Source organism: Actinomadura sp. BRA 177 (assembly GCF_013372625.1).
Lineage (GTDB): Bacteria > Actinomycetota > Actinomycetes > Streptosporangiales > Streptosporangiaceae > Spirillospora.
The window spans coordinates 1-18,546 of record NZ_JABXFD010000232.1; the positions used below are offsets into that span (position 1 = coordinate 1).

The window sequence follows — 18,546 nt, forward strand, 5'->3', positions numbered from 1 at the left end:
AGATGTGTATAAGAGAACAGGCTGAAAGTGGTTTGGGGTGGGGGTTCGGTCCGGTAGGCTTGGCGAGGTCCGGGCGGGAGATCGCTCGGCCAGTGTCCGGCCCCCGTCGTCTAGTGGCCTAGGACGCCGCCCTCTCAAGGCGGTAACGGCGGTTCGAATCCGCTCGGGGGTACACGTGGAACCGCACATCGCCGGCACGGCGATGTGCGGTTCTTTTTGTGTTCAGGGTTTGCGGGCTACGGCGCCGAAGGCGTCCACCGGGTCGGGGGTGCCGAAGGCGTCCGACTCGGGGCGCCAGAGCGGGCAGGAGACCAGGCCCGGCTCCACCAGGTCGAGACCCTCGAAGAAGCGGCCGATCTCCTCCGGGGAGCGCAGCGTGTACGCGGCCGCGCCGCCCTCGTTGTAGTCCTGCTGGGCGTGCTCGGCGGCCTCGCCGGCGACCACGCTCGTGCCGTCGTTGAGGGAGAGGTGGCTGCCGGAGGGAAGCGGCTCCAGCAGCGATCGGACGATCGACCGCGCCTCGTCGCCGTCCGGGACGTGGCCCATGATCCCGCTCAGGATGAGACCGATCGGGCGGGTGAAATCGAGGGTCTTGGCGGCGACGTCCAGGATGTGGCCCGGGTCGTGGAGGTCGGCCTCGATGTAGTCGGTCGCGCCCTCCGGCGTGCCCGTGAGCAGCGCCCGCGCGTGGATGAGCACCAGCGGGTCGTTGTCGACGTAGACGACGCGGGCGTCGGGTGCCGCGCGCTGCGCGACCTCGTGGGTGTTGTCGACGGTGGGGAGGCCCGTCCCGACGTCGAGGAACTGGCGGATGCCCGCGTCGGCGGCCAGGTAGCGGACGGACCGGGTGAGGAACAGGCGGGACGCGCGGGCCACGTCGATCACTCCCGGGAACGTCTCCCTGAACTGCTCGCCGGCGGCGCGGTCGACCGGATAGTTGTCCTTGCCGCCCAGCCAGTAGTTCCAGATCCGTGCCGAATGCGGGACGGACGTGTCGATCCCGGGGTCCTCTTCGTCGCTCATGGACACCCAGTCTGACCGCCGGTCAGGCGGATCGAAACCCGGCGGCCTCAACAGGTCACGGGTTTCGGGCGCGACGGTGAAGGAGGTCCGCTGCGGGTATGTGGACACGCGGGCTCGTGCGGAAGCCCCGCGTCTGGCGAGGAGTTGGGTGTCATGAGCGATATGCGGGCTGTGCGGGTCGTCGGGTACGGCGAGGATCTGCGGATGGCGGAGGTTCCGGTTCCGGAGGTGGACGGGCCGCTCGACGTCGTGGTGAAGATCGGCGGGGCGGGGGTGTGCCGGACCGATCTGCACATCCTGGAGGGGCAGTGGGCCGAGAAGTCCGGTGTCGGGCTGCCGTACACGATCGGGCACGAGAACGCCGGGTGGGTGCACGCCGTCGGGCCGGCGGTGACGAACGTCGCCGAGGGCGACAAGGTGATCCTGCATCCGCTGGTCACGTGCGGGCTGTGCCGGGCGTGCCGGTCGGGGGACGACGTGCACTGCGAGAACGGCAAGTTCCCCGGAATCGACTCCGACGGCGGGTATGCGGACTATCTGAAGACGTCCGCGCGGAGTGTGGTGAAGCTGGCGGAGTCGCTGGAGCCGGCGGACGTGGCGGCGTTCGCCGACGCGGGGCTCACGGCCTACCACGCGGCGGCGAAGGCGGCGCGGCGGCTGACGCCCCGGGACCGGTGCGTGGTCATCGGGGCGGGCGGGCTCGGGCACATCGGGGTGCAGGTGCTCAAGGCGATCAGTCCCGCGGAGCTGATCGTGGTCGACCGCAAGCAGGATGCGGTGGATTTGGCGTCGGAGATCGGTGCCGATCGCGGGGTCGTCGCGGACGGGGAGCATGTCGGGAAGGTGCTCGACCTGACGGGCGGGGGCGCTGAGGTCGTGGTGGACTTCGTCGGCGAGGGCGGGACGACCGGGGAGGGGTTGCGGATGCTGCGTGAGGCGGGCGACTACCACGTGGTCGGTTATGGGGAGAATGTCGATGTTCCGACGATCGACGTCATCTCCGCCGAGATCAACATCATCGGGAACCTCGTCGGGTCCTACAACGACCTGTGCGATCTGATGGCCCTCGCGGCCCGTGGTGCGGTCACGCTGCACACGAAGAAGTACGGGCTGGACGACTTCCAGGCCGCCATCGACGATCTGGACGGCGGACGGGTCCGGGGGCGCGCCATCCTGACCCCCTGATGTGGGAAACGCGGCCGGCGGGGAAGGCGGTGAGCGTGCGGTGGGGGTCGTGGGGCTGGTATGCGCTGCTGTTCGCGGTCATGGTGCTGGTCACCGTCGACGTGCTGCTCGACGGCCCGCTCCGGCACCTCGACTGGATCGTCCACGAGTTCTGCGACGCGCACGTCCGGGACGGGACGCTGGTGGCCGTGCACACGATCACCAAGCTCGGCCAGCGCGGCATCCTGGTGATGATCATCGCGCCGCTGGCCGTCATCGCCGCGATCCGGCGCCGTTCGCTGCGGTATCCGGTCATGAGCGCGGTCATCGTGGTGCTGCTGTCGCTGCTGGAGTCGGGGTTGAAGGCGTCCATTCCCCGGACGTTTCCCGTCAGCAACACCGATGTGCTGTTCACGCACGGGACGGCCTATCCGTCCGGGCACACGCTCAACGCGTTCGTGCTGGACTGGGTCATTCTCGAACTGCTCGTCGTCGCCCTGCCCGTGGCGCGCCGCTATCTACCGGAGCGTCGGCGGCGCGACATCGCGCTGGTCACCGGGTGCGTCGCTGCGGTCGCCCTTACGGTGGCGGACGAGCATTGGCTCACCGACGTGCTGTTCAGCCTTGCTTTGGGGCCCGTTCTGTTGTCCGGCCTGATCGCCGTGGCGCCTTTCAATCGTGGGGACGAACCTCGGTGAGGGTTTTGAACGTCCACTCGTCCCACGCGGTCTCCTCGTCGAGGAGGACGAGGGTGGACCAGCCGCCGCCGAGGCAGTGCGGCCCGCTGTGCAGGGCCTCGGCGAGTTCGCACCAAACCTCGTGGTCCTCGTGCTTGAGCAGCCGGCATGCGTCGGCGACGACGATGCATTGCTGTCGTGAGGCCGGGCGGCTGTCCAGGTGTTTCACGAACTCCGTCCATCCCTCGGCGGCCTCGTAGGGGAGTTGCAAGGCCGCCACGAACTGCTGGACGGCCTTCAGCGCTGTTGTGCACGCCGAGCCCAGGACCAATCGCACGTCTGCGCTGTCGAGGACGTCGTCCAAGCGCTGGACGAGCGGCCATACCCGCTCGGCGGACGAGTTGAGGGCGACCATCTGGCCCCATGACTTCGCCACCTGGGAAGCCTTCAGCGCGTTGTCGAAGATGCCGGCGGTCCCCTCCTTCATGGCGTAGCAGGTGCCGTTCTTCTTCTCCCACCAGGAGAACGGGTAGCGGCGGCCGGCCGCCTTGTTGCCGCCGCCCATGCTGTGCAGGGAGCCCGCCATCACGTTCGCCGGGTTCTTCGTCCCCTCGGGATCGAGGCGGAGTTCCTTCACGAGCTCGGTGTGATGGATTTTGCGCGCCGGGTGACGGATGAGGTAGCGAAGGATGTCGCGGCCCTTCTCGTCCAGTGCCTCCCAGTAGCGGAGCGCCCGGTCCTCGTCACCGCGCACCCATTCGGGGTCGCGGTGGCCGGAACCGCCGCTGTGCTGCTCCCACTCCGAATCGTTGTCAGCGAGGTGCATGGACGGGAACCTCCTTGCCGCGGGGTGTGGCCCCCCATGCTGGCGGATTCGCGGCTCCGCCACGGCGATATGGCAGAAGGTGGCCCGGCCCATCGCCCGCCCGGTGCCTTTGCGGGATGATGAACATGATCACCGTCGCGGAAGGGGCTGCGTATGCCGGAACCGGAGATCGACACCAGCGTGCCGCATTCGGCCCGCATCTGGGACTATTGGCTGGGCGGTAAGGACAATTACCCCGTGGACCGCGAGGCGGGTGACGCCGTGCTGCGCGTCCTGCCCGTCATCGCCGATTCCGCGAAACAGGACCGGGCCTTTCTCGGGCGGGCGGTGCGCTTCCTGGTCTCCCAGGGCATCCGGCAGTTCCTCGACCTGGGCACGGGGCTGCCCACCGTCGACAACACCCATGAGGTCGCGCAGCGCGTGGCGCCGGAGAGCCGGATCGTCTACGTCGACAACGACCCGCTGGTGCTCGCCCACGCGCGCGCCCTGCTGACGAGCCGCCCCGAAGGCGCGTGCGACTACATCCAGGCCGACATCCGGGACACGCCGGCGGTCCTCGCCGAGGCGGCCCGCACCCTCGACTTCGAGCGCCCGGTCGCGCTGATGCTGCTGGGCGTGCTGAACCACATCCTGGACGACGGCGAGGCGCGGCGGCTCGTCGCGGACCTGCTGCGCGGCCTCGCGCCGGGCAGCCACCTGGTCATCTCGCACACCTGCGACGCCACGACCGGCGAACTGGACGGCGAGGCGATGCGCCGGGCGGTGCGGGAGGTGATGGAGCGCGGCGGGACGCCGATCCGCGCGCGGTCCCCCGAGGAGATCGCGGAACTGTTCACCGGCACCCGGCTGCTGGACCCGGGTGTGGTCTCGTGCTCCCGGTGGCGCCCCGACCCGTCACCGTGGCGCGAACCGGAGGTCCCCCACTTCAGCGGCGTCGCCGTCCTTTAGAACAGGGTGGGGACGAAGATCGTGGCCAGGGCGGCCAGGAGCCCGGCGAATCCGGCGGACGCCCACAAGGTGGCGACGGTGCGGGCGCGGTCCCGCCGGGCGTAGTCCACAGACCTGCCGGTGGCGGTGACCTGCCGCAGCCGGTCGGCGGTGGCGATGACGGATTCGGCGGGCACCGAGAGGAGATGTGCCTTCACGGCGATCGGCCCGCCGTACTGCTGACTGTTCGCCTGGATGAGGATCCTGGCCATTCCTCGCTGGCCCTCAAGTGCGTCGGCCGCCGCATCGGTGCGCACAATCAGGCGGGGCTTCCCCGAGCCTTTGACGTTGGTGTCGATGTCCAGTTCGGTCACCTGGCGCCAGGGGATGAACAGTTCCACCCGGTGCCAGGTGATGCCGTCGATGTCCAGTGTCAGGCCGCGTTCGGACCGCAGTGCCATCAGCACACCGCTGACGCCGAACAGTGCCGTCCCGATCACCCAGATGATCGAGGAGAAGGAGAGAGCGAAGGCCGGTCCCGTCAACAGCCGACTGCCGAGGATCACCACCATGATGAGCGTGTTGACCCATACGCCGTGGTCCCGATAACGGACGCGGAGGGCCTCATCGCTGGGGTCGTCAACACGCGCGGAATCCACCGGTAACTCTCCTCATCGGCCGCCTTTCGGCAAAGGACGCTGAACTCTATGGGAAATGGAGTTCCTTGACCATCCCCACTTGAAGAACAGGAAGCCCATGAGGGCGACCTGGGTGTCGAGGGCGCGCGGCAGTTCCGGTGCCTCCTCGGCGGACCCGTACTCGGCGGACTGCCGCGGGTGTGAGCGCCACGGTTTTCGGTGGGGCGCGTGTCCTTGGCTGACGAGTGTGGATGTGGTCAACTAAAATCACTGACATGGGGAGGGGCATGATGCGCGAGCACGCGGACGGGATCTCGCCGGGGGCGACGCTGGCCGAGAAGGTCGAGTGGCTGATCCGGAACCTGTGGCCGGCGGACGCGGAGCCGCCGCGCAACAACGTCGAGACGGCGGCGGCCATCGCGCGCGCCACCGGGGAGGACATCTCGTCCACCACCGTCTGGAAGCTGCGCACCGGACGGCAGGAGAACCCGCAGCTCAAGACGCTGACGGCGCTCGCGACGTTCTTCGGCGTGCCGATCGGGTTCTTCGGCTTCGCCGGGGAGTCCGCGCCCATCGGCGACGACCTGACGATCAAGGCGCTGCAGCGGGACGTGGAGCAGGGCGTCATCCGCCCGGAGGTGCTGCGCGCCCTGGTCGACCTGTCGCCGCGGGCCCGCTGGGTCGTGGACGAGATGATCCTCGCCGCCGCGGCGGCCGACCGCGAACGCAAGCCATAGAGCGGACATCCCGGGATGAGGCGATGTTTCGGGGGTGTGCTGATCAGGTAGAGGCGGACTAGCCGTCCAGCCGGGAGCCGTCATGCCGCCGTACGCCGTCGTCCTGTCGGTGCTGGGGCTGGTCGGGGCGGTCGTCGCGGCCGTCTACGCGGTGTCGTTCGCGGTCGCGCCGCGGGCGTTCGAGGCCGGGCCGTTCCTGTCGGGGGCCCGCCCGGCCGAGCACGCGCTGTCCCGGTTCCACGTGCGCTGGTACGCGGTGTCGATGGTGTTCCTCGCCTTCGACATGGAGATGGTCTTCATGTATCCGTGGGCGCTCGTCGTGGCGTCCGTGGGCGTGAAGGCCGTCGTGGAGATGTTCGCCTTCCTGGCGCTGCTGCTGGTCGGCGTCCTCTACGCGTGGCGGGAGGGGGCGCTGCGGTGGGCTTGAGACGCGACCCGCGCCCGTTCGTCGTCGCGGCGGCGGACGGGACGCGGGACAGGCTCGCCGTCGAGGCCGAGCTGCGGCGCCGCCGGTGGCGTCCCGCCGTTTCTCCCGCTGAGACCGGGATGCTCATCGTCTGCGGGAATCCGGGGGCGGCGCTGGCGGAGGCCATCGAGACCGTGTGGCGGGACATGCCGGAGCCGCGGGTTAGGGGGCTGGACGGTACCGGTGCTGGTCAGCGGTCCGCGCTGGAGCTCGACGCCGGCATGGCCGAGCGCGGTGATGACCGGGACGGGCTGCGGCTGGACGTCCTGCATGTGCCGCTCGGACCCGTTCTGCCGCATTGGCCCGCCGGGCTGCGCGTCGATCTGACGTTGCAGGGGGACGTCGTCCAGGCCGCGGAGGTCTCCGTCGTCGACCGCGCGGACGGGACGTTCTGGACGGAGGAGCGGCGGCCGGCGGCCCGGCCGCGCCGGGACCGCTGGACGTGCAGGGCCTTCAGCAGGTCGCCGGTGCCGGCGAAGTCCTGCCAGCGGGCGAGCACCTCGCCGCGCAGCAGCGAGCCGTTGCGGGTGGCCTCGTCCAGCTCGGCGAGCGCGGTGCCGTACCCGGCCTCGACCTCGCGGGCCAGGTCGGCGCGCTGCTCCACCTGCGCCTCGACCTGCCGGGCGACCTCGGGGACGCGGGTGCGGAGGCTGTCCAGGACGGCGGCGAGGGTGTCGCTGACGACGATCTCGCGGTCCTCGGCGTCCTCGGCGACGCCGATCAGCCAGTCCCGGATGTCCTCGATGGTCTCCTCGGGCAGCCGGCTGTTCTCGATGCGGGTCTCGGGGATGGTGAAGCGCTGCGCGTCGCCGACCTCGTGCTCGTCCAGCATCTCGCCGAAGTGCTCGACGACCTCGTCGCCGGCGCCGTCCGGCACCCGGGACAGGACGACGCCGATGGTGGCGCCGTTCTCCTTGGCGCGCTGCAGCATCTGCCACACCTGAGCGTCGGCGTACCGGGCGGCGGTGGTGACGCACAGCCAGAGGTCGGCGGCGGCCATCAGCTTGGTCGCGAACTCGTAGTGGTCCTCGAAGACGGAGTCGAAGTCGGGGCTGTCGAGGAGGGCGAGGCCGGGCGGCAGGACGTCGCTGCCGATGATGACCAGCTGGTCACCGGCGATGGCGTCGGGCGCGGGACCGCGGACCCGGCCCATGCCGGGCAGCATCGGCCCCTCCATGAACCACTCGGTGTGGTCGGGGTGGCAGACCAGGATCGGGCTGCTGGTGGTGGGACGCAGCACGCCGGTGGCGCTCACCCGGGCGCCGACGAGCGTGTTGACCAGCGTGGACTTGCCGGCGCCGGTCGACCCGCCGAGCACCACGAGCATGGGGGCGCCGGCGGCCTGGATGCGCGGGAGGACGTAGTCCTCCAGCTGGCCGCGCAGCTCGTCGCGGGCCTCGCGGGCCTCTTGCACTCCGGGGACGTCCAGCAGCAGGTCGAACGCGCCGAGCTGCTCGCGGAGCGCGGTCAGCGCCCGGATCAGCTCGCCCTGCCGGACCGTCCCGCCGCCGGTCGCGGCGCCGGTCCGGGGGGCGCGCCGCCGGGCGCCCCTGGCCTTGCCGGCCGAGCCGGTCTTCTCGGTGGTCTCAGAGGTCTCGGGGGCTTCGGGGGTGTCCTTGTCAGGCACGGCGTCCTTCTCGGGCACGGCGCCGCGGCCGGGCGCCGCGGAGTCCTCGATCCCGCGTCCCTGGCCGGCGGCCTCCTCGTCGTGGACCGCGCTTCTCTCTGCCGGGGGTGTCACGGATCCCGTCCCATGTCCGCTCGAATCATGTCGATCTCTCGTGCCACGTTGACCACGTCGCCGACGACCACGATCGCCGGGGGCCGGACCTCGGCCGCGGCCATCTCGCCGGCCACCGTGCCCAGGGTCGCCGTCAGCGCCCGCTGGCCGGGGAGCGTGCCGTCCTGTACCACGGCCACCGGCGTGTCGGACGATCGACCATAGCGCATGAGGGCGGATGCGATGAGCGCCATCCGCTCCACCGCCATGAGCAGGACGATCGTGCCGTTCGCGGCGCCCAGCGCCGCCCAGTCGACGGTCGAGTCGGGGTGTTCCGGCGGGACGTGCGCGGAGACGACGTGGAACTCCTGCGACACGCCCCGGTGGGTGACCGGGATGCCCGCGGCGGACGGCACGGCGACCGCGCTGGTGATGCCGGGGACGACCGTGACCGGGACGCCGTGCCGGGCGCAGTGCAGGGCCTCCTCGCCGCCGCGCCCGAACACGAACGGGTCGCCGCCCTTCAGCCGGACGACGAACCGGCCCGCCTTCGCGTGCTCGACCAGGTACTCGTTGATGCGGTCCTGGGTGACCGTCCGCCCGTAGGGGATCTTGGCGGCGTCGATCACCTCGACGTCGGCGGCCAGCTCGTCCAGCAGGCCGCCGGGGGCGAGCCGGTCGGTGACGACGACGTCGGCCATGGCGAGCAGCTGCCGCCCGCGCACGGTGATCAGGCCGGGGTCGCCGGGGCCGCCGCCGACGAGCGCGACGCCGGCGGGCTTGCGCCGGGAGTGCCGGGATTCCAGGGCGCCGTCGCGGAGCCCCTCCACCACGGCGTCGCGGATGCCGGCGGCCCGGCGCGGGTCGCCGCCGAGCAGGACGCCGACGGTCGCGTCGCCCGCGTGCCCGCTGGCGGGCGTCCAGGCGGGGGACGACTCGGCGTCGTCGGCCCGGACGGCCCAGATCCGCGCGGCGTCGGCCTCCGCGACCACGTCCCCGTTGACCTTGGCGTCGTCGGTGACGGCCTGCACCAGCCAGGCGCCGGCGCAGTCGCCGCGCCGGTAGGGCCGCTGGTGCCAGGTGATCCGGCCGCGCTCGGCGAGGCCCTCCAGCGTCGCGGTGACGTCGGGCGACACGAGGACGACGGCGGCGCCCGCGTCCAGCAGCGCGGGGACGCGGCGCTGTGCGACCCGGCCCCCGCCGACGACGAGGACGCGTCGTCCGGCGAGTCGCAGGCCTAGCAGGTACGGGGGCACGTGGTGGTTCTCTCCGACGGCAGTGACCGGCAAGTGTCTTTGTGGAACAAAGGTACTCGGGATATGGAGTCCATGGAGAGGGGCTCCGGCCGTTCGATAGCCGAGCGTGACTCAACCCGTGATCACGCCGTTACGGCTGCCCGGCGTCCTTCTCGCTGACCCCGGCCGAGTCGAACGTGGCGACCTCGTGCAGGACCCGCACCGCGCCCTGGACCAGCGGCAACGCCAGCAGCGCGCCGGTTCCCTCGCCGAGCCGGAGCTCCAGGTCGACCAGCGGCCGCAGGCCGAGCGCGTCGACGGCGGCGGCGTGGCCGGGCTCGGCGGAGCGGTGCCCCGCGACGCACCCGCCGAGGGCGTCCGGGCACAGCGCGGCGGCGGCCAGGGCGGCGGCGCCGGCGATCACCCCGTCGAGGACGACCGGGACCCGCAGCGCGGCCGCGCCGAGGACGAATCCGGCGATCGCGGCGTGCTCCAGCCCCCCGACCGCCACCAGGACCTCCATCGGCGGCCTCAAGGAACCGTGCCCCTTCGGGCCCGAAGGCTCCTTCAAAAGGCCGTGTTGGGTGAGGGCCGTGCGGACGATCTCGACCTTGTGCGCGTGGGTGGCGTCGTCGATGCCGGTGCCGCGGCCGGTGACCCGCTCCGGCGGCAGGCCGGTGAACGCGGCGATCAGCGCGGCGGACGCGGTGGTGTTGGCGATCCCCATGTCCCCGGTGATCAGGCACCGGGCCCCTTCGGCGACCAGCTCGCGGGCCACCTGGATGCCGGTCTCGACGGCGCGGCGGGCCTCGTCGGCGGTCATCGCGGGGCCGGCCGTCATGTCCGCGGTGCCGGGCGCGATCTTGCGGCGGAGGAGGCCGGGCGCCGCGTCCAGTTCGGTGGCGACGCCGACGTCCACGACGCTGACGCGGGCGCCGACCTGGCCGGCGAACGCGTTGACCACGGCCCCGCCGGCCAGGAAGTTGGCCACCATCTGCGCGGTGACCTCCTGCGGCCACGGCGTGACGCCCTGGGCGTGGACGCCGTGGTCGGCGGCGAACACGGCCACCGCGGCGGGTTCGGGCAGCGGCGGCGGGCACTGCCCGGCCAACCCGGCGAGCCTGACCGACACCTCTTCCAGGACGCCGAGGGACCCGGGCGGCTTGGTGAGCCGCGCCTGGTGGTCGCGGGCGTCCCGCATGGCCGCCTCGTCCAGCGGACCGATGGCGGCGATGGTCTCGTCGATCAGGTTCACAGCGTCCTTTCCGAGGTCAGATTCCGAGCTCGCCGAGCACTTCCAGCAGCCGTTCATTGGACGGACGGTCGCGCACGGCGATCCGCAGCCAATCAGAGCCGAGCCCCGGGAACGTGTCGCCTCGCCTTACGGCGTACCCACGCTGCCTTAGCAAGGCCCTGATGCCGAGGGCGTCCGGCACGCTCAGGCACAGGAACGACGCTCGCGCTTCAGGGACGACGTAGAGGCCGCGTCCGGTCAGCTCTGCGGCCAGCCGGTCGCGTTCGACACCGAGTTCCACGGCCCATGCCTCGGCCTCAGCGACGGCCTCTGGCGAGGAGCACGCTTCGACGGCGACGAGCGCAGGCGTGGACACTGCCCAGAGCGGTTGTGCTTCTGTGAGCCGTCCCACCAGATGGGGGTCGGCCAAGACGTACCCTGCGCGGAGCCCAGCGAGCCCCCACGTCTTGGTCAGGGACCGGATGACCACGATCCCGGTAGGGAGCCGGCTGGCGAGAGATTCGGGTTCGCCTGGGACGACGTCCATGAACGCCTCGTCCACGACGACCGTCCGGCCGGGCCTGGCGAGGGCGGCGACGGCCTCGGACGGGTGCAGCACCGAGGTGGGGTTGGTCGGGTTGCCGACCACGACGAGGTCGGCGTCCTCCGGGACGAGCGCGGGGTCGAGCGTGAAGTCCTTGCTGAGGATCACCCGCTCCACCTCGTGCCCGGCGGCCCGGAGCGCGGCCTCGGGCTCGGTGAACTGCGGGTGCACCACCACCGCGCGGCGCGGCGCGAGGACCCGCGCGAGCAGCACGAACGCCTCTGCGGCACCGGCGGTCAGCAGCACCTCGTCGACGGATCTGCCGTGCCGCCGCGCGACCGCTCGCCGGGCGGGGTACGGGTCGGGGTAGGCGGCGAGGTCTGCGACGGACGCCCGGATCCGCTCCGCGAGCCACTCCGGCGGCATGCCGGTCCGGACGTTGACGGCGAAGTCGGCGAGGCCGCCGCCGATCTCCGCGTCCCCGTGATGGCGCAGGTCGACGTCCATCAGCGGCCCGCCTCGTAGTACAGGAGCGCGTTGACGGCCGCCGCCGCGACCGCGGAGCCGCCCTTCTCCGACACGTTGCTGAGCTGCGGCAGCCCGCTGGCGCGCAGCGCCTCCTTGGCCTCGCAGGCGCCGACGAACCCGACCGGCATGCCGATGACCAGCGCCGGGCTCACCCGGCGGTGGATGATCTCGAAGATCGCCTCGGGGGCGGAGCCGACCACCCAGACCGCGCCCGGCCCGACCTCGGAGTAGGACAGCCGGACGGCCGCGGCGGACCGGGTGATGCCGGCGGCGCGCGCCATCCGGGCGGCGGCCGGGTCGGCGGCGTGGCAGACCGGCTCGCGGGCGGTGATCCCGGCGGCGACCATGCCCTCGTCGGTGACGACCGGCGCCCCGCCGCGCAGCGCGGCCCAGCCCTGGGTGAGGTGCTCCTCCCTGGTCAGCAGGTCCACCGCGTACTCCAGGTCGGCGGTCGCGTGGATCACCCGCTCGGCGACGGCGCGCCACAGCGGCGGCATCGGCGACAGGTCGACGCGGGACCGCAGGATCTCATACGACCGGACCTCGATCGGGTGGGGCTGGCGGACGGTCAACTGGGCTCCTCAGTGCTCCGGATCCATGCTTCCGGACGGGTTACCAGGGTTTCACGCCGTACGGGGAGGTACGTCCGGCTCGCCGGGCGGCGCGGGGATCGTCTCGATCGGACGGCTTGTCCGGGACGTCCGCCGTGCCGGGGTCAGCGGGTCCCGTTCGCCCCAGACGACGATCACCGGGTCTCCGGGCTCCGGTGGGGTCACCCGGTCCGCCTGGAGCTGGACGGCGTCGGGGGTGAAGCCCTGCTCGTCCAGGATGTCCAGTATGACGTGAACGTCGGCGGGCGTGGCGACGGCGACGAGGCGGGCGGGCCCGAGCGCGGCGCAGACCTTGACGGCCTCCGGCCCGCCCTGGCCGAGGAAGACCGCGTCGGGCCTGGGCAGATGCCCGGCGGTCGACCGGACGTCCCCGGACGCCATCGCGACCTTGACCCCGTGCAGACGGACGTTCTGCCGGACGCGCTCGCACGCCGTGTAGTCGCGGTCGACGGCGACCACGGCCGCGCCGAAGCGCGCGCACTCGATGCCCACCGAGCCGTCGCCGGACTCCACGTCCCACACCATGTCGCCGATCCCGGGACCGAGCTTGGCCAGCACGAACGCCCGCACTTCTGGCCGCAGGCCAGGGCCGTCGCCGAACGCGTCCCCTGGCAGCGCCCACCCGCCCGGAGCCCGCACGGGCCCCGAAACCCACCCTGTTTCACCCAGGGCATGCCGGTTGTCCAGGACGAGCACCACATCGGGCTCGTTCCACGGACGAGTGGTCGCCTCCGCCGGACGGACGTACACGACCCGCTCCCTAGGCCCGCCCAAGTCCTCACACACCACGAACGAACGCGGAGTGACCGGGAACAGCGCGCGCGCCAGTTCCGCTGGTCCCGCCCCAGGCCCGGTCAGCACGGCCACCTTCGGATGGGCGCGGCACGCGTTCACCGCCTGCCTCAGATGCCCGTCCCTGGCAGAGACGACGAGAGCGTCCTCCCAGGGCAGCCCCGCTTGGGCAAAAGCCCGCGCCACCAGCGGCGTCGCCGGAACGGCCTCCGGCGCATGCCCCTGCTCAAGCAGCTCTCGAACAATGCCGAAGTAACCGGGATCGCCGTCCACAACGACCACGACGTCCTGCTCGGCGACATCGACCCCTTGCAGCGCCTCCAGCGGGTCCTCAGTAGCGACCGTCCGAACGCCCGGCGCCAACGGCAGGCCTTCCAGCAGACGAGCCTCGCCCACCACCAGCACAGCGCTCTCCAATGCCGCACTGGCCGCGCCAGAAAGCGGGGAACCATCGCAGCCGACGACCGTAAGCATCGTCCTGCCCCACCAATCGCCTACCGAGAGCTCATCGGGCCATGCGGCCGTACATGCCGACCATGCGGTCGCCTGCCGGGTCCAGGAGGACGACCTGGGCGGCGAGCGGGCTGGCCAGCGCGGCGGCGGCTTCGGCGGCGAGGCGCTCCAGCTCGCCGGCCGTCCGGCGGCACAGTTCGCGGCCGCACGGGCCGAGCTTGCCCGCCGCCTCCCACAGGGCGCAGGCGTCGCGGACCGTCGCGGCGCGCGACACCTCGCCGGCCAGCGCGACCCCGCAGTCCATGTCGAGGGTGATCGACTCCAGCAGGCCCGCCGCGCCGCCCAGCACGGCGACCTGCTCGTCCATGCCCGCGACCAGGACGATCTGCGCGCGCCCGTCCTTGACCGCCGTCCCGACCGTGTCGCGGACCGTCCCCGCCGGGACGAAGCACGCGTCCGGCAGCTTCGGCAGCATCCGGCGGGCGGCCTCGCGGGCGCCCTCCCCGTACAGCACGAGCGTCTGGTCCGTAGCGGTCACTGGTACCGTCCCTCCTCGTCGTCGGCGACGAGCCTCGCGGAGGCGCCGTCCGGATGCGGAAGCGGCGCGCCGGACAGCGGCGGATCGGTCGCGATCCGACTGAAGACGATCATGTCGCGGCTGACGCCGGCCGCGTCGCGCTCGGCGCCGCGCGCGACGCCCTCGCGCAGGTAGCCGGCCTTCTCGGCGACACGGATCGACGCGTGGTTGGTGACCATCGCGCGGAGTTCCACCCGGAACAGGCCGCGATCGTGCAGCGCCCAATCGGAGACCAGGCGCAGCGCGTCGGTGGCGTAGCCGTGCCCGCGCGCGCTTGGCCGCATCCCGTAACCGACCTCGGACGTCAGATGCGTCCAGTCCACCTTGAACAACCCGATGGTGCCGATAAGGTCGCCGGTGTAGCGCTCTGTCACCGCGAGATGGATGCCCAGGCCGAAATGCTGAACCTTGTGGATGCCCTCCCGCAGGAACCAGGCGATGGGCTCGGCTTCCAGGACCGTGGGGAAGTTGGGCGGCAGGAAGTCCTCTTCGGCGCGGATCATCTCGATCAGCGTGGCGGCGTCGTCCAGGCCGAACGGGCGGAGGACGAGCCGCTCGCCCACCAGGCGCACGGTCCCTCCGAAGGCGTTCACGTGCGCGCTCCCTCCACGCCGCCCGCACAGCACGGGCCGCCTGCACAGAATAGGCTGTCGCGGTGAGCTACCAGCGCCTGTCCCCGGACGAACGGCGTGCCCAGATCCTGGACGTCGCCCGGCGGATGTTCACCGAGCTGCCGTACTCCGAGGTGTCGACGGCCGCGATCGCCCGCGAGACCGGCGTGCAGCGCGGCCTGATCCACTACTACTTCGGGACGAAGCGGGAGCTGTTCCTCAAGGTCGTGCACGGGCTGACCGCGTCCGCCGCGATGCAGGTCCCGCCGCCGGACGACCGGCTGACGCTGCCCGAGTCCGTCGAGCTGCTGGTGAACCTGTTCCTGGACACCGCCGACCGGAACGCGACGACCTGGTTCGCGGCGCTGGACGCCGAGGGCTTCGGGCAGGACCCGGAGCTCCTGCGGATCGTCAACCGGTTCAAGGACGAGGCGGTCAAGCACATGCTGGCCATCCTGCGGGTGCCGGAGCCGACCGAGACGCTGCGGGCCGTCCTGCGCGTCTACACCGGGCTGGTGGACGCGGCGACGCGGCAGTGGCTGCAGGAGAGGACGCTCGACCGCGAGCAGGTGCACACGCTGCTCGCCCGGTCGCTGCTGGCCCTGGTCAGCGACATCGGCCCCGCCCTGGAGGAGAACGCCCTGGCGAAGGACGCCCTGGCGAAGGACTAGCCCTCAGGGCGCGCGTCCGGGAGGACGAACCAGACGGCCTTGCCGCGGACGGGCGGCCCGAGCCGCGACAGCGTGCGCCGCAGCCCCCACTGCCCGCCGGACAACTCCCGGACGATGCTCAGCCCGCGCCCGCAGTCGCCGGACGTCCACGAGTAGCCGGGCAGCGCGGCGTCGGCGAACGCGTCGAACACCGCGCAGCGGACCTCGCGGGCCGGCCCTTCGCCGCGGTAGAGCCACAGCTCGTGCGGGCCGTGCTCGCCGGCGTGCTGGTAGGCGTTCGTCGCCAGCTCGCTCACCATGAGCTGCGCGTCGGCGATCGCGTCCGGCGGCGCGCCGAGCGAGGCGAGCGCCTCGCGCAGGACGCGGCGGGCGTGCCCGGCGCAGCCCGGACCGCCCGGCAGGGCCCACACCCACCCGGGCATGCCGTCGTCCGGATCGGGGATGGTCGGGGCGTCGGTCGTGGCCTCCGCCGTGGCTTCGGCCTGCGTGGTCTTCACGGGTCCTCCCGCGGTGCTCGTGCCCGGGCGCGCAAGTGTCCGACCGTCACTGTCGGTTTCCGGACGGTCACGCATTCCAGACTCTCGTGAGATTCTCACGATCGCAACCGTCTTCGCGGAATTCCCCAGCCCTTCCTGCGGGGTTCGTCAATCTCGTTGTGACGCGCGTCAAGAGTCGCAAGACTCCACTTCCATGACCTACCGCCCCACCGTCCGTGGCCGCCGCCTGGCGCGCGAGCTCCGCAAGCTGCGCGAGGAGCAGGGCCTGACCCTGCAGGAGGTGGCGGACCGGCTGGACTGGTCGCGAGCCACCGTGTCCCGCCTCGAGACCAGCCAGACCCGCCCGAAGCCCGGCGACATCGCCGACATCCTCGACCTCTACGGCGTCCCGAGCCCGGATCGCGACGCGCTCATCACCCTCGCCCGGCAGGCCGGCCAGCGCGGCTGGTGGACGGCCTACCAGGACGTCTTCGCCGGCAGCTACGTCGCGCTGGAGGACGAGGCGTCGCACATCCGCACCTGGGACCCCCAGCTCGTGCACGGGCTGCTGCAGACCGAGCCGTACTCCCGCGCGGTGATCACGGCGGGCCGGCTGCTGCCCGCCCAGGAGGACATCGAGCGCCGCATCGCCGCCCGCAAGATCCGCCAGGCGCTGCTGGACCGCACCGACGCGCCGCGGCTGCACGTCATCTTCGACGAGGCGGTGCTGCACCGCCCGATCGGCGGCGCGGACGTGATGCGCGGCCAACTGGAGGCCCTCGCGGACGCCGCGCGGACCCGCCCATCCGTGACGATTCAGGTACTTCCGTATACAGCAGCGGCGCATGCGGGCCTTGACGGACGTTTCACCATATTGTCGTATCCAGACCCCGCCGACCCCGATATCGCCTACGTAGAGGGCACCATGGGCGACGTTTACCTTGAGAGTGCGGAGGCAATAGCAAAACATAGGGACCGCTTCGATCGGATCGAGGCGGCCGCCCTGTCCCCCGAGGATTCCGCGCACCTCATCTCCGAGGCAGCAAGGAGCAGCCCGTGACCAACCTGCAGCGCGAACTCACCGGTGCCGTCTGGCGCACGTCGTCCCGCAGCGGAAGCGGCGACCAGTGCGTCGAGGTGGCACCCCTGTCCAGCGAGCTCCGCGCGGTGCGCGACTCCAAGGACCCCGGCGGCCCGGCGCTGGTGCTGACGCCGGCCGCCTGGCGGGGCCTGCTGGACGCGATCAAGGACGCCTAGCGGCGGACGCGAGGGGCCGCGGCGGGCCACGTCGCGGCCCCTGCGCATGCCCCCTTCCCCGAAACTAGAACGTGTTCTAGTATCGCCGTGCGTCGACAACCGGAGGGTGCAACGTGACCGCGGAACTCAAGCTCGGCATCAACGTCGGCTACTGGCAGAGCGACCCCGACGACCAGACCGAGACGGTGCTGGCCGCCGAGCGCTGCGGCTACGACTCGGTGTTCACCGCCGAGGCGTACGGCTCGGACGCGTTCACCCCGCTGGCCTGGTACGCCGCCCGCACGTCCCGGATCAAGCTCGGCACCGCCGTCGTCCAGCTGTCGGCGCGCACCCCGGCGGCCACCGCGATGCACGCGCTCACGCTGGACGCGCTGTCGGGCGGGCGGGTGATCCTCGGGCTCGGCGCGTCCGGCCCGCAGGTCGTCGAGGGCTGGTACGGGCAGCCGTTCCCGAAGCCGCTCGCCCGCACCCGGGAGTACCTCGACATCGTCCGGCAGGTGTGGCGCCGCGAGGCCCCGGTGACCAGCGCGGGCCCGCACTACCCGCTGCCCTACCCCGGCGGGGCGGGCCTCGGCAAGCCGCTGAAGTCGATCACCCATCCCGTCCGGCCGGACATCCCCGTCTACCTGGGCGCCGAGGGCCCGAAGAACGTCGCGATGTCCACCGAGATCGCGCAGGGCTGGCTGCCGCTGTTCGTCGACCCGCAGCAGATCGACGCCGTCTTCGGCGCGTCCCTGGCGAACCGGCCGGACGGCTTCGAGATCGCCGCGACCGTCACCACGATCGTCACCGACGACCTCGCGTCCGCGCTGGAGTTCGCCAAGATGCCGCTCGCGTTCTACATCGGCGGGATGGGCGCCAAGGACCGCAACTTCCACCTCGACCTGATCGGCCGGCTCGGCTTCGCGGAGGAGGCCGAACGCGTCCAGGAGCTGTTCCTCGCCGGCCGCCGCGCCGAGGCGTTCAAGGCCGTCCCGGACGAGCTGGCCGACGCGATCTCGCTGCTCGGCCCGCTCGGCCGGATCAAGGAACGGCTCCAGCTCTGGCGCGACAGCCCCGTCACCACCCTGCTGATCGCCGGCGTGCGGGACGAGCCGACCCTGCGCGCCATCAAGGACATGGCCGACTCCTGAGCCGCACGGCCGCCGCACCGCGCCGGTGCGGCGGCCGCGGTCTCAGCCGACGACGCGTGTTTTTTCTTTTTTCTCCTCCTTCGGGCCTGGCGGCCCTCCATCGTCGAAAAAAGTGCGATCGCTGGCATCGCATCCGACTCGCCTAGCGGCTCGCTACGCGATCAGTTTCTTGCTTCGCTCGAACCTGCCTTCGGACGCGATCGCAACGTTGAGGTCCCCGCGCCCAACCTTAAAGACGTCCTCCCC

At 71.8% G+C, this 18,546-nt stretch carries 21 protein-coding genes and 1 tRNA gene; 10 read left to right on the forward strand and 12 right to left on the reverse strand.

The genetic code is table 11. The features are described 5' to 3' along the window. Nucleotides 1-99 precede the first annotated feature (99 nt). Nucleotides 100-172 (forward strand) — tRNA-Glu (locus HUX53_RS09015). 50 nt (nt 173-222) lie between these two features. Here HUX53_RS09015 and HUX53_RS09020 read toward each other — a convergent pair. Then, nucleotides 223-1,023 (reverse strand): SAM-dependent methyltransferase, encoded by an 801-nt coding sequence (locus HUX53_RS09020; protein WP_176402697.1) that lies wholly within the window; start codon nt 1,021-1,023, stop codon nt 223-225. A 162-nt stretch (nt 1,024-1,185) separates the two neighbouring features. Here HUX53_RS09020 and HUX53_RS09025 point away from each other — a divergent pair, with 162 nt between their 5' ends. Both HUX53_RS09025 and HUX53_RS09030 read left to right on the forward strand, forming a co-directional pair. Then, complete coding sequence (locus HUX53_RS09025; RefSeq protein ID WP_176402715.1) at nt 1,186-2,208, forward strand: NAD(P)-dependent alcohol dehydrogenase; 1,023 nt, start codon at nt 1,186-1,188, stop codon at nt 2,206-2,208. 29 nt (nt 2,209-2,237) lie between these two features. Continuing rightward, on the forward strand, nt 2,238-2,885 hold the full coding sequence (locus tag HUX53_RS09030; RefSeq protein ID WP_176402698.1) for a phosphatase PAP2 family protein: 648 nt from the start codon (nt 2,238-2,240) through the stop codon (nt 2,883-2,885). On the opposite strand, the gene HUX53_RS09035 is transcribed toward HUX53_RS09030, so the two are convergent. Then, on the reverse strand, nt 2,860-3,690 hold the full coding sequence (locus HUX53_RS09035) for a DUF6416 domain-containing protein (RefSeq protein WP_176402699.1): 831 nt from the start codon (nt 3,688-3,690) through the stop codon (nt 2,860-2,862). The genes HUX53_RS09030 and HUX53_RS09035 overlap by 26 nt on opposite strands. Nucleotides 3,691-3,843: 153 nt before the next feature. Between HUX53_RS09035 and HUX53_RS09040 the strand changes: the two genes are divergently transcribed. Beyond that, nucleotides 3,844-4,638, forward strand: coding sequence for an SAM-dependent methyltransferase (locus tag HUX53_RS09040; RefSeq protein WP_176402700.1), 795 nt, complete (start codon nt 3,844-3,846; stop codon nt 4,636-4,638). Here HUX53_RS09040 and HUX53_RS09045 read toward each other — a convergent pair. Beyond that, on the reverse strand, nt 4,635-5,276 hold the full coding sequence (locus tag HUX53_RS09045) for a hypothetical protein (RefSeq protein ID WP_176402701.1): 642 nt from the start codon (nt 5,274-5,276) through the stop codon (nt 4,635-4,637). The genes HUX53_RS09040 and HUX53_RS09045 overlap by 4 nt on opposite strands. A 254-nt stretch (nt 5,277-5,530) precedes the next feature. Here HUX53_RS09045 and HUX53_RS09050 point away from each other — a divergent pair, with 254 nt between their 5' ends. Both HUX53_RS09050 and HUX53_RS09055 read left to right on the forward strand, forming a co-directional pair. Further along, complete coding sequence (locus tag HUX53_RS09050) at nt 5,531-5,992, forward strand: helix-turn-helix transcriptional regulator (RefSeq protein ID WP_176402702.1); 462 nt, start codon at nt 5,531-5,533, stop codon at nt 5,990-5,992. Between the two features lie 82 nt (nt 5,993-6,074). Further along, the gene (locus HUX53_RS09055; protein WP_176402703.1) at nt 6,075-6,419 is read left to right on the forward strand and encodes an NADH-quinone oxidoreductase subunit A; all 345 of its coding nucleotides are present in this window, start codon (nt 6,075-6,077) and stop codon (nt 6,417-6,419) included. A 229-nt stretch (nt 6,420-6,648) separates the two neighbouring features. Here HUX53_RS09055 and HUX53_RS09060 read toward each other — a convergent pair whose 3' ends face one another. The 8 genes from HUX53_RS09060 to HUX53_RS09095 all read right to left on the reverse strand — a co-directional run bounded on the left by HUX53_RS09060 (nt 6,649) and on the right by HUX53_RS09095 (nt 14,745). Next, nucleotides 6,649-8,199 carry a dynamin family protein gene (locus HUX53_RS09060; protein WP_255205066.1) on the reverse strand — a complete coding sequence of 517 codons (1,551 nt, stop codon included), beginning with the start codon at nt 8,197-8,199 and terminating at the stop codon, nt 6,649-6,651. Beyond that, a complete protein-coding gene (gene cobA / locus HUX53_RS09065) occupies nt 8,196-9,434 on the reverse strand; it encodes a uroporphyrinogen-III C-methyltransferase (protein WP_176402704.1) in 1,239 nt (412 codons plus the stop codon). Before cobA ends, HUX53_RS09060 begins: the two co-directional genes overlap by 4 nt. 130 nt (nt 9,435-9,564) lie before the next feature. Next, nucleotides 9,565-10,668 carry a nicotinate-nucleotide--dimethylbenzimidazole phosphoribosyltransferase gene (gene cobT / locus HUX53_RS09070; protein WP_176402705.1) on the reverse strand — a complete coding sequence of 368 codons (1,104 nt, stop codon included), beginning with the start codon at nt 10,666-10,668 and terminating at the stop codon, nt 9,565-9,567. Between the two features lie 16 nt (nt 10,669-10,684). Continuing rightward, nucleotides 10,685-11,698 carry an Rv2231c family pyridoxal phosphate-dependent protein CobC gene (gene cobC / locus HUX53_RS09075; RefSeq protein ID WP_176402706.1) on the reverse strand — a complete coding sequence of 338 codons (1,014 nt, stop codon included), beginning with the start codon at nt 11,696-11,698 and terminating at the stop codon, nt 10,685-10,687. Beyond that, nucleotides 11,698-12,291 carry a precorrin-8X methylmutase gene (locus HUX53_RS09080; protein ID WP_176402707.1) on the reverse strand — a complete coding sequence of 198 codons (594 nt, stop codon included), beginning with the start codon at nt 12,289-12,291 and terminating at the stop codon, nt 11,698-11,700. Before HUX53_RS09080 ends, cobC begins: the two co-directional genes overlap by 1 nt. A 51-nt stretch (nt 12,292-12,342) precedes the next feature. Then, a complete protein-coding gene (locus HUX53_RS09085; protein WP_255205067.1) occupies nt 12,343-13,596 on the reverse strand; it encodes a bifunctional cobalt-precorrin-7 (C(5))-methyltransferase CbiE/decarboxylating cobalt-precorrin-6B (C(15))-methyltransferase CbiT in 1,254 nt (417 codons plus the stop codon). A 31-nt stretch (nt 13,597-13,627) separates the two neighbouring features. Continuing rightward, a complete protein-coding gene (locus HUX53_RS09090) occupies nt 13,628-14,113 on the reverse strand; it encodes a hypothetical protein (RefSeq protein WP_176402709.1) in 486 nt (161 codons plus the stop codon). Beyond that, on the reverse strand, nt 14,110-14,745 hold the full coding sequence (locus HUX53_RS09095; RefSeq protein WP_176402710.1) for a GNAT family N-acetyltransferase: 636 nt from the start codon (nt 14,743-14,745) through the stop codon (nt 14,110-14,112). Before HUX53_RS09095 ends, HUX53_RS09090 begins: the two co-directional genes overlap by 4 nt. A gap of 62 nt (nt 14,746-14,807) precedes the next feature. On the opposite strand from HUX53_RS09095, the gene HUX53_RS09100 reads away from it, so the two are divergent. Then, on the forward strand, nt 14,808-15,434 hold the full coding sequence (locus HUX53_RS09100) for a TetR/AcrR family transcriptional regulator (RefSeq protein WP_176402711.1): 627 nt from the start codon (nt 14,808-14,810) through the stop codon (nt 15,432-15,434). On the opposite strand, the gene HUX53_RS09105 is transcribed toward HUX53_RS09100, so the two are convergent. Then, nucleotides 15,431-15,931: an ATP-binding protein gene (locus tag HUX53_RS09105; RefSeq protein ID WP_309237128.1), complete on the reverse strand. Its 501-nt coding sequence runs from the start codon at nt 15,929-15,931 to the stop codon at nt 15,431-15,433. The two genes, HUX53_RS09100 and HUX53_RS09105, sit on opposite strands and share 4 nt — an antisense overlap. Nucleotides 15,932-16,124: 193 nt before the next feature. Here HUX53_RS09105 and HUX53_RS09110 point away from each other — a divergent pair, with 193 nt between their 5' ends. The 3 genes from HUX53_RS09110 (at nt 16,125) to HUX53_RS09120 (ending at nt 18,300) form a co-directional block, all read left to right on the forward strand. After that, nucleotides 16,125-16,970: a helix-turn-helix transcriptional regulator gene (locus tag HUX53_RS09110; protein WP_176402712.1), complete on the forward strand. Its 846-nt coding sequence runs from the start codon at nt 16,125-16,127 to the stop codon at nt 16,968-16,970. Next, entirely contained in the window at nt 16,967-17,167 is a 201-nt protein-coding gene (locus tag HUX53_RS09115) for a DUF397 domain-containing protein (protein ID WP_176402713.1), read from the forward strand. Before HUX53_RS09110 ends, HUX53_RS09115 begins: the two co-directional genes overlap by 4 nt. A 113-nt stretch (nt 17,168-17,280) precedes the next feature. Beyond that, nucleotides 17,281-18,300, forward strand: a complete 1,020-nt coding sequence (locus tag HUX53_RS09120; protein WP_176402714.1) for an LLM class F420-dependent oxidoreductase — start codon at nt 17,281-17,283, stop codon at nt 18,298-18,300. Nucleotides 18,301-18,546: the final 246 nt, after the last annotated feature.

Bases quoted from the DNA above. Each gene is read 5' to 3' on its own strand.
- HUX53_RS09020 (WP_176402697.1), bottom strand. From the start codon at position 1,023: ATGAGCGACGAAGAGGACCCCGGGATCGACACGTCCGTCCCGCATTCG.
- HUX53_RS09040 (WP_176402700.1), top strand. From the start codon at position 3,844: ATGCCGGAACCGGAGATCGACACCAGCGTGCCGCATTCGGCCCGCATC.
- HUX53_RS09025 (WP_176402715.1), top strand. From the start codon at position 1,186: ATGCGGGCTGTGCGGGTCGTCGGGTACGGCGAGGATCTGCGGATGGCG.
- HUX53_RS09050 (WP_176402702.1), top strand. From the start codon at position 5,531: ATGGGGAGGGGCATGATGCGCGAGCACGCGGACGGGATCTCGCCGGGG.
- HUX53_RS09085 (WP_255205067.1), bottom strand. From the start codon at position 13,596: ATGCTTACGGTCGTCGGCTGCGATGGTTCCCCGCTTTCTGGCGCGGCC.
- HUX53_RS09035 (WP_176402699.1), bottom strand. From the start codon at position 3,690: ATGCACCTCGCTGACAACGATTCGGAGTGGGAGCAGCACAGCGGCGGT.
- cobC (WP_176402706.1), bottom strand. From the start codon at position 11,698: ATGGACGTCGACCTGCGCCATCACGGGGACGCGGAGATCGGCGGCGGC.
- HUX53_RS09110 (WP_176402712.1), top strand. From the start codon at position 16,125: ATGACCTACCGCCCCACCGTCCGTGGCCGCCGCCTGGCGCGCGAGCTC.
- HUX53_RS09055 (WP_176402703.1), top strand. From the start codon at position 6,075: ATGCCGCCGTACGCCGTCGTCCTGTCGGTGCTGGGGCTGGTCGGGGCG.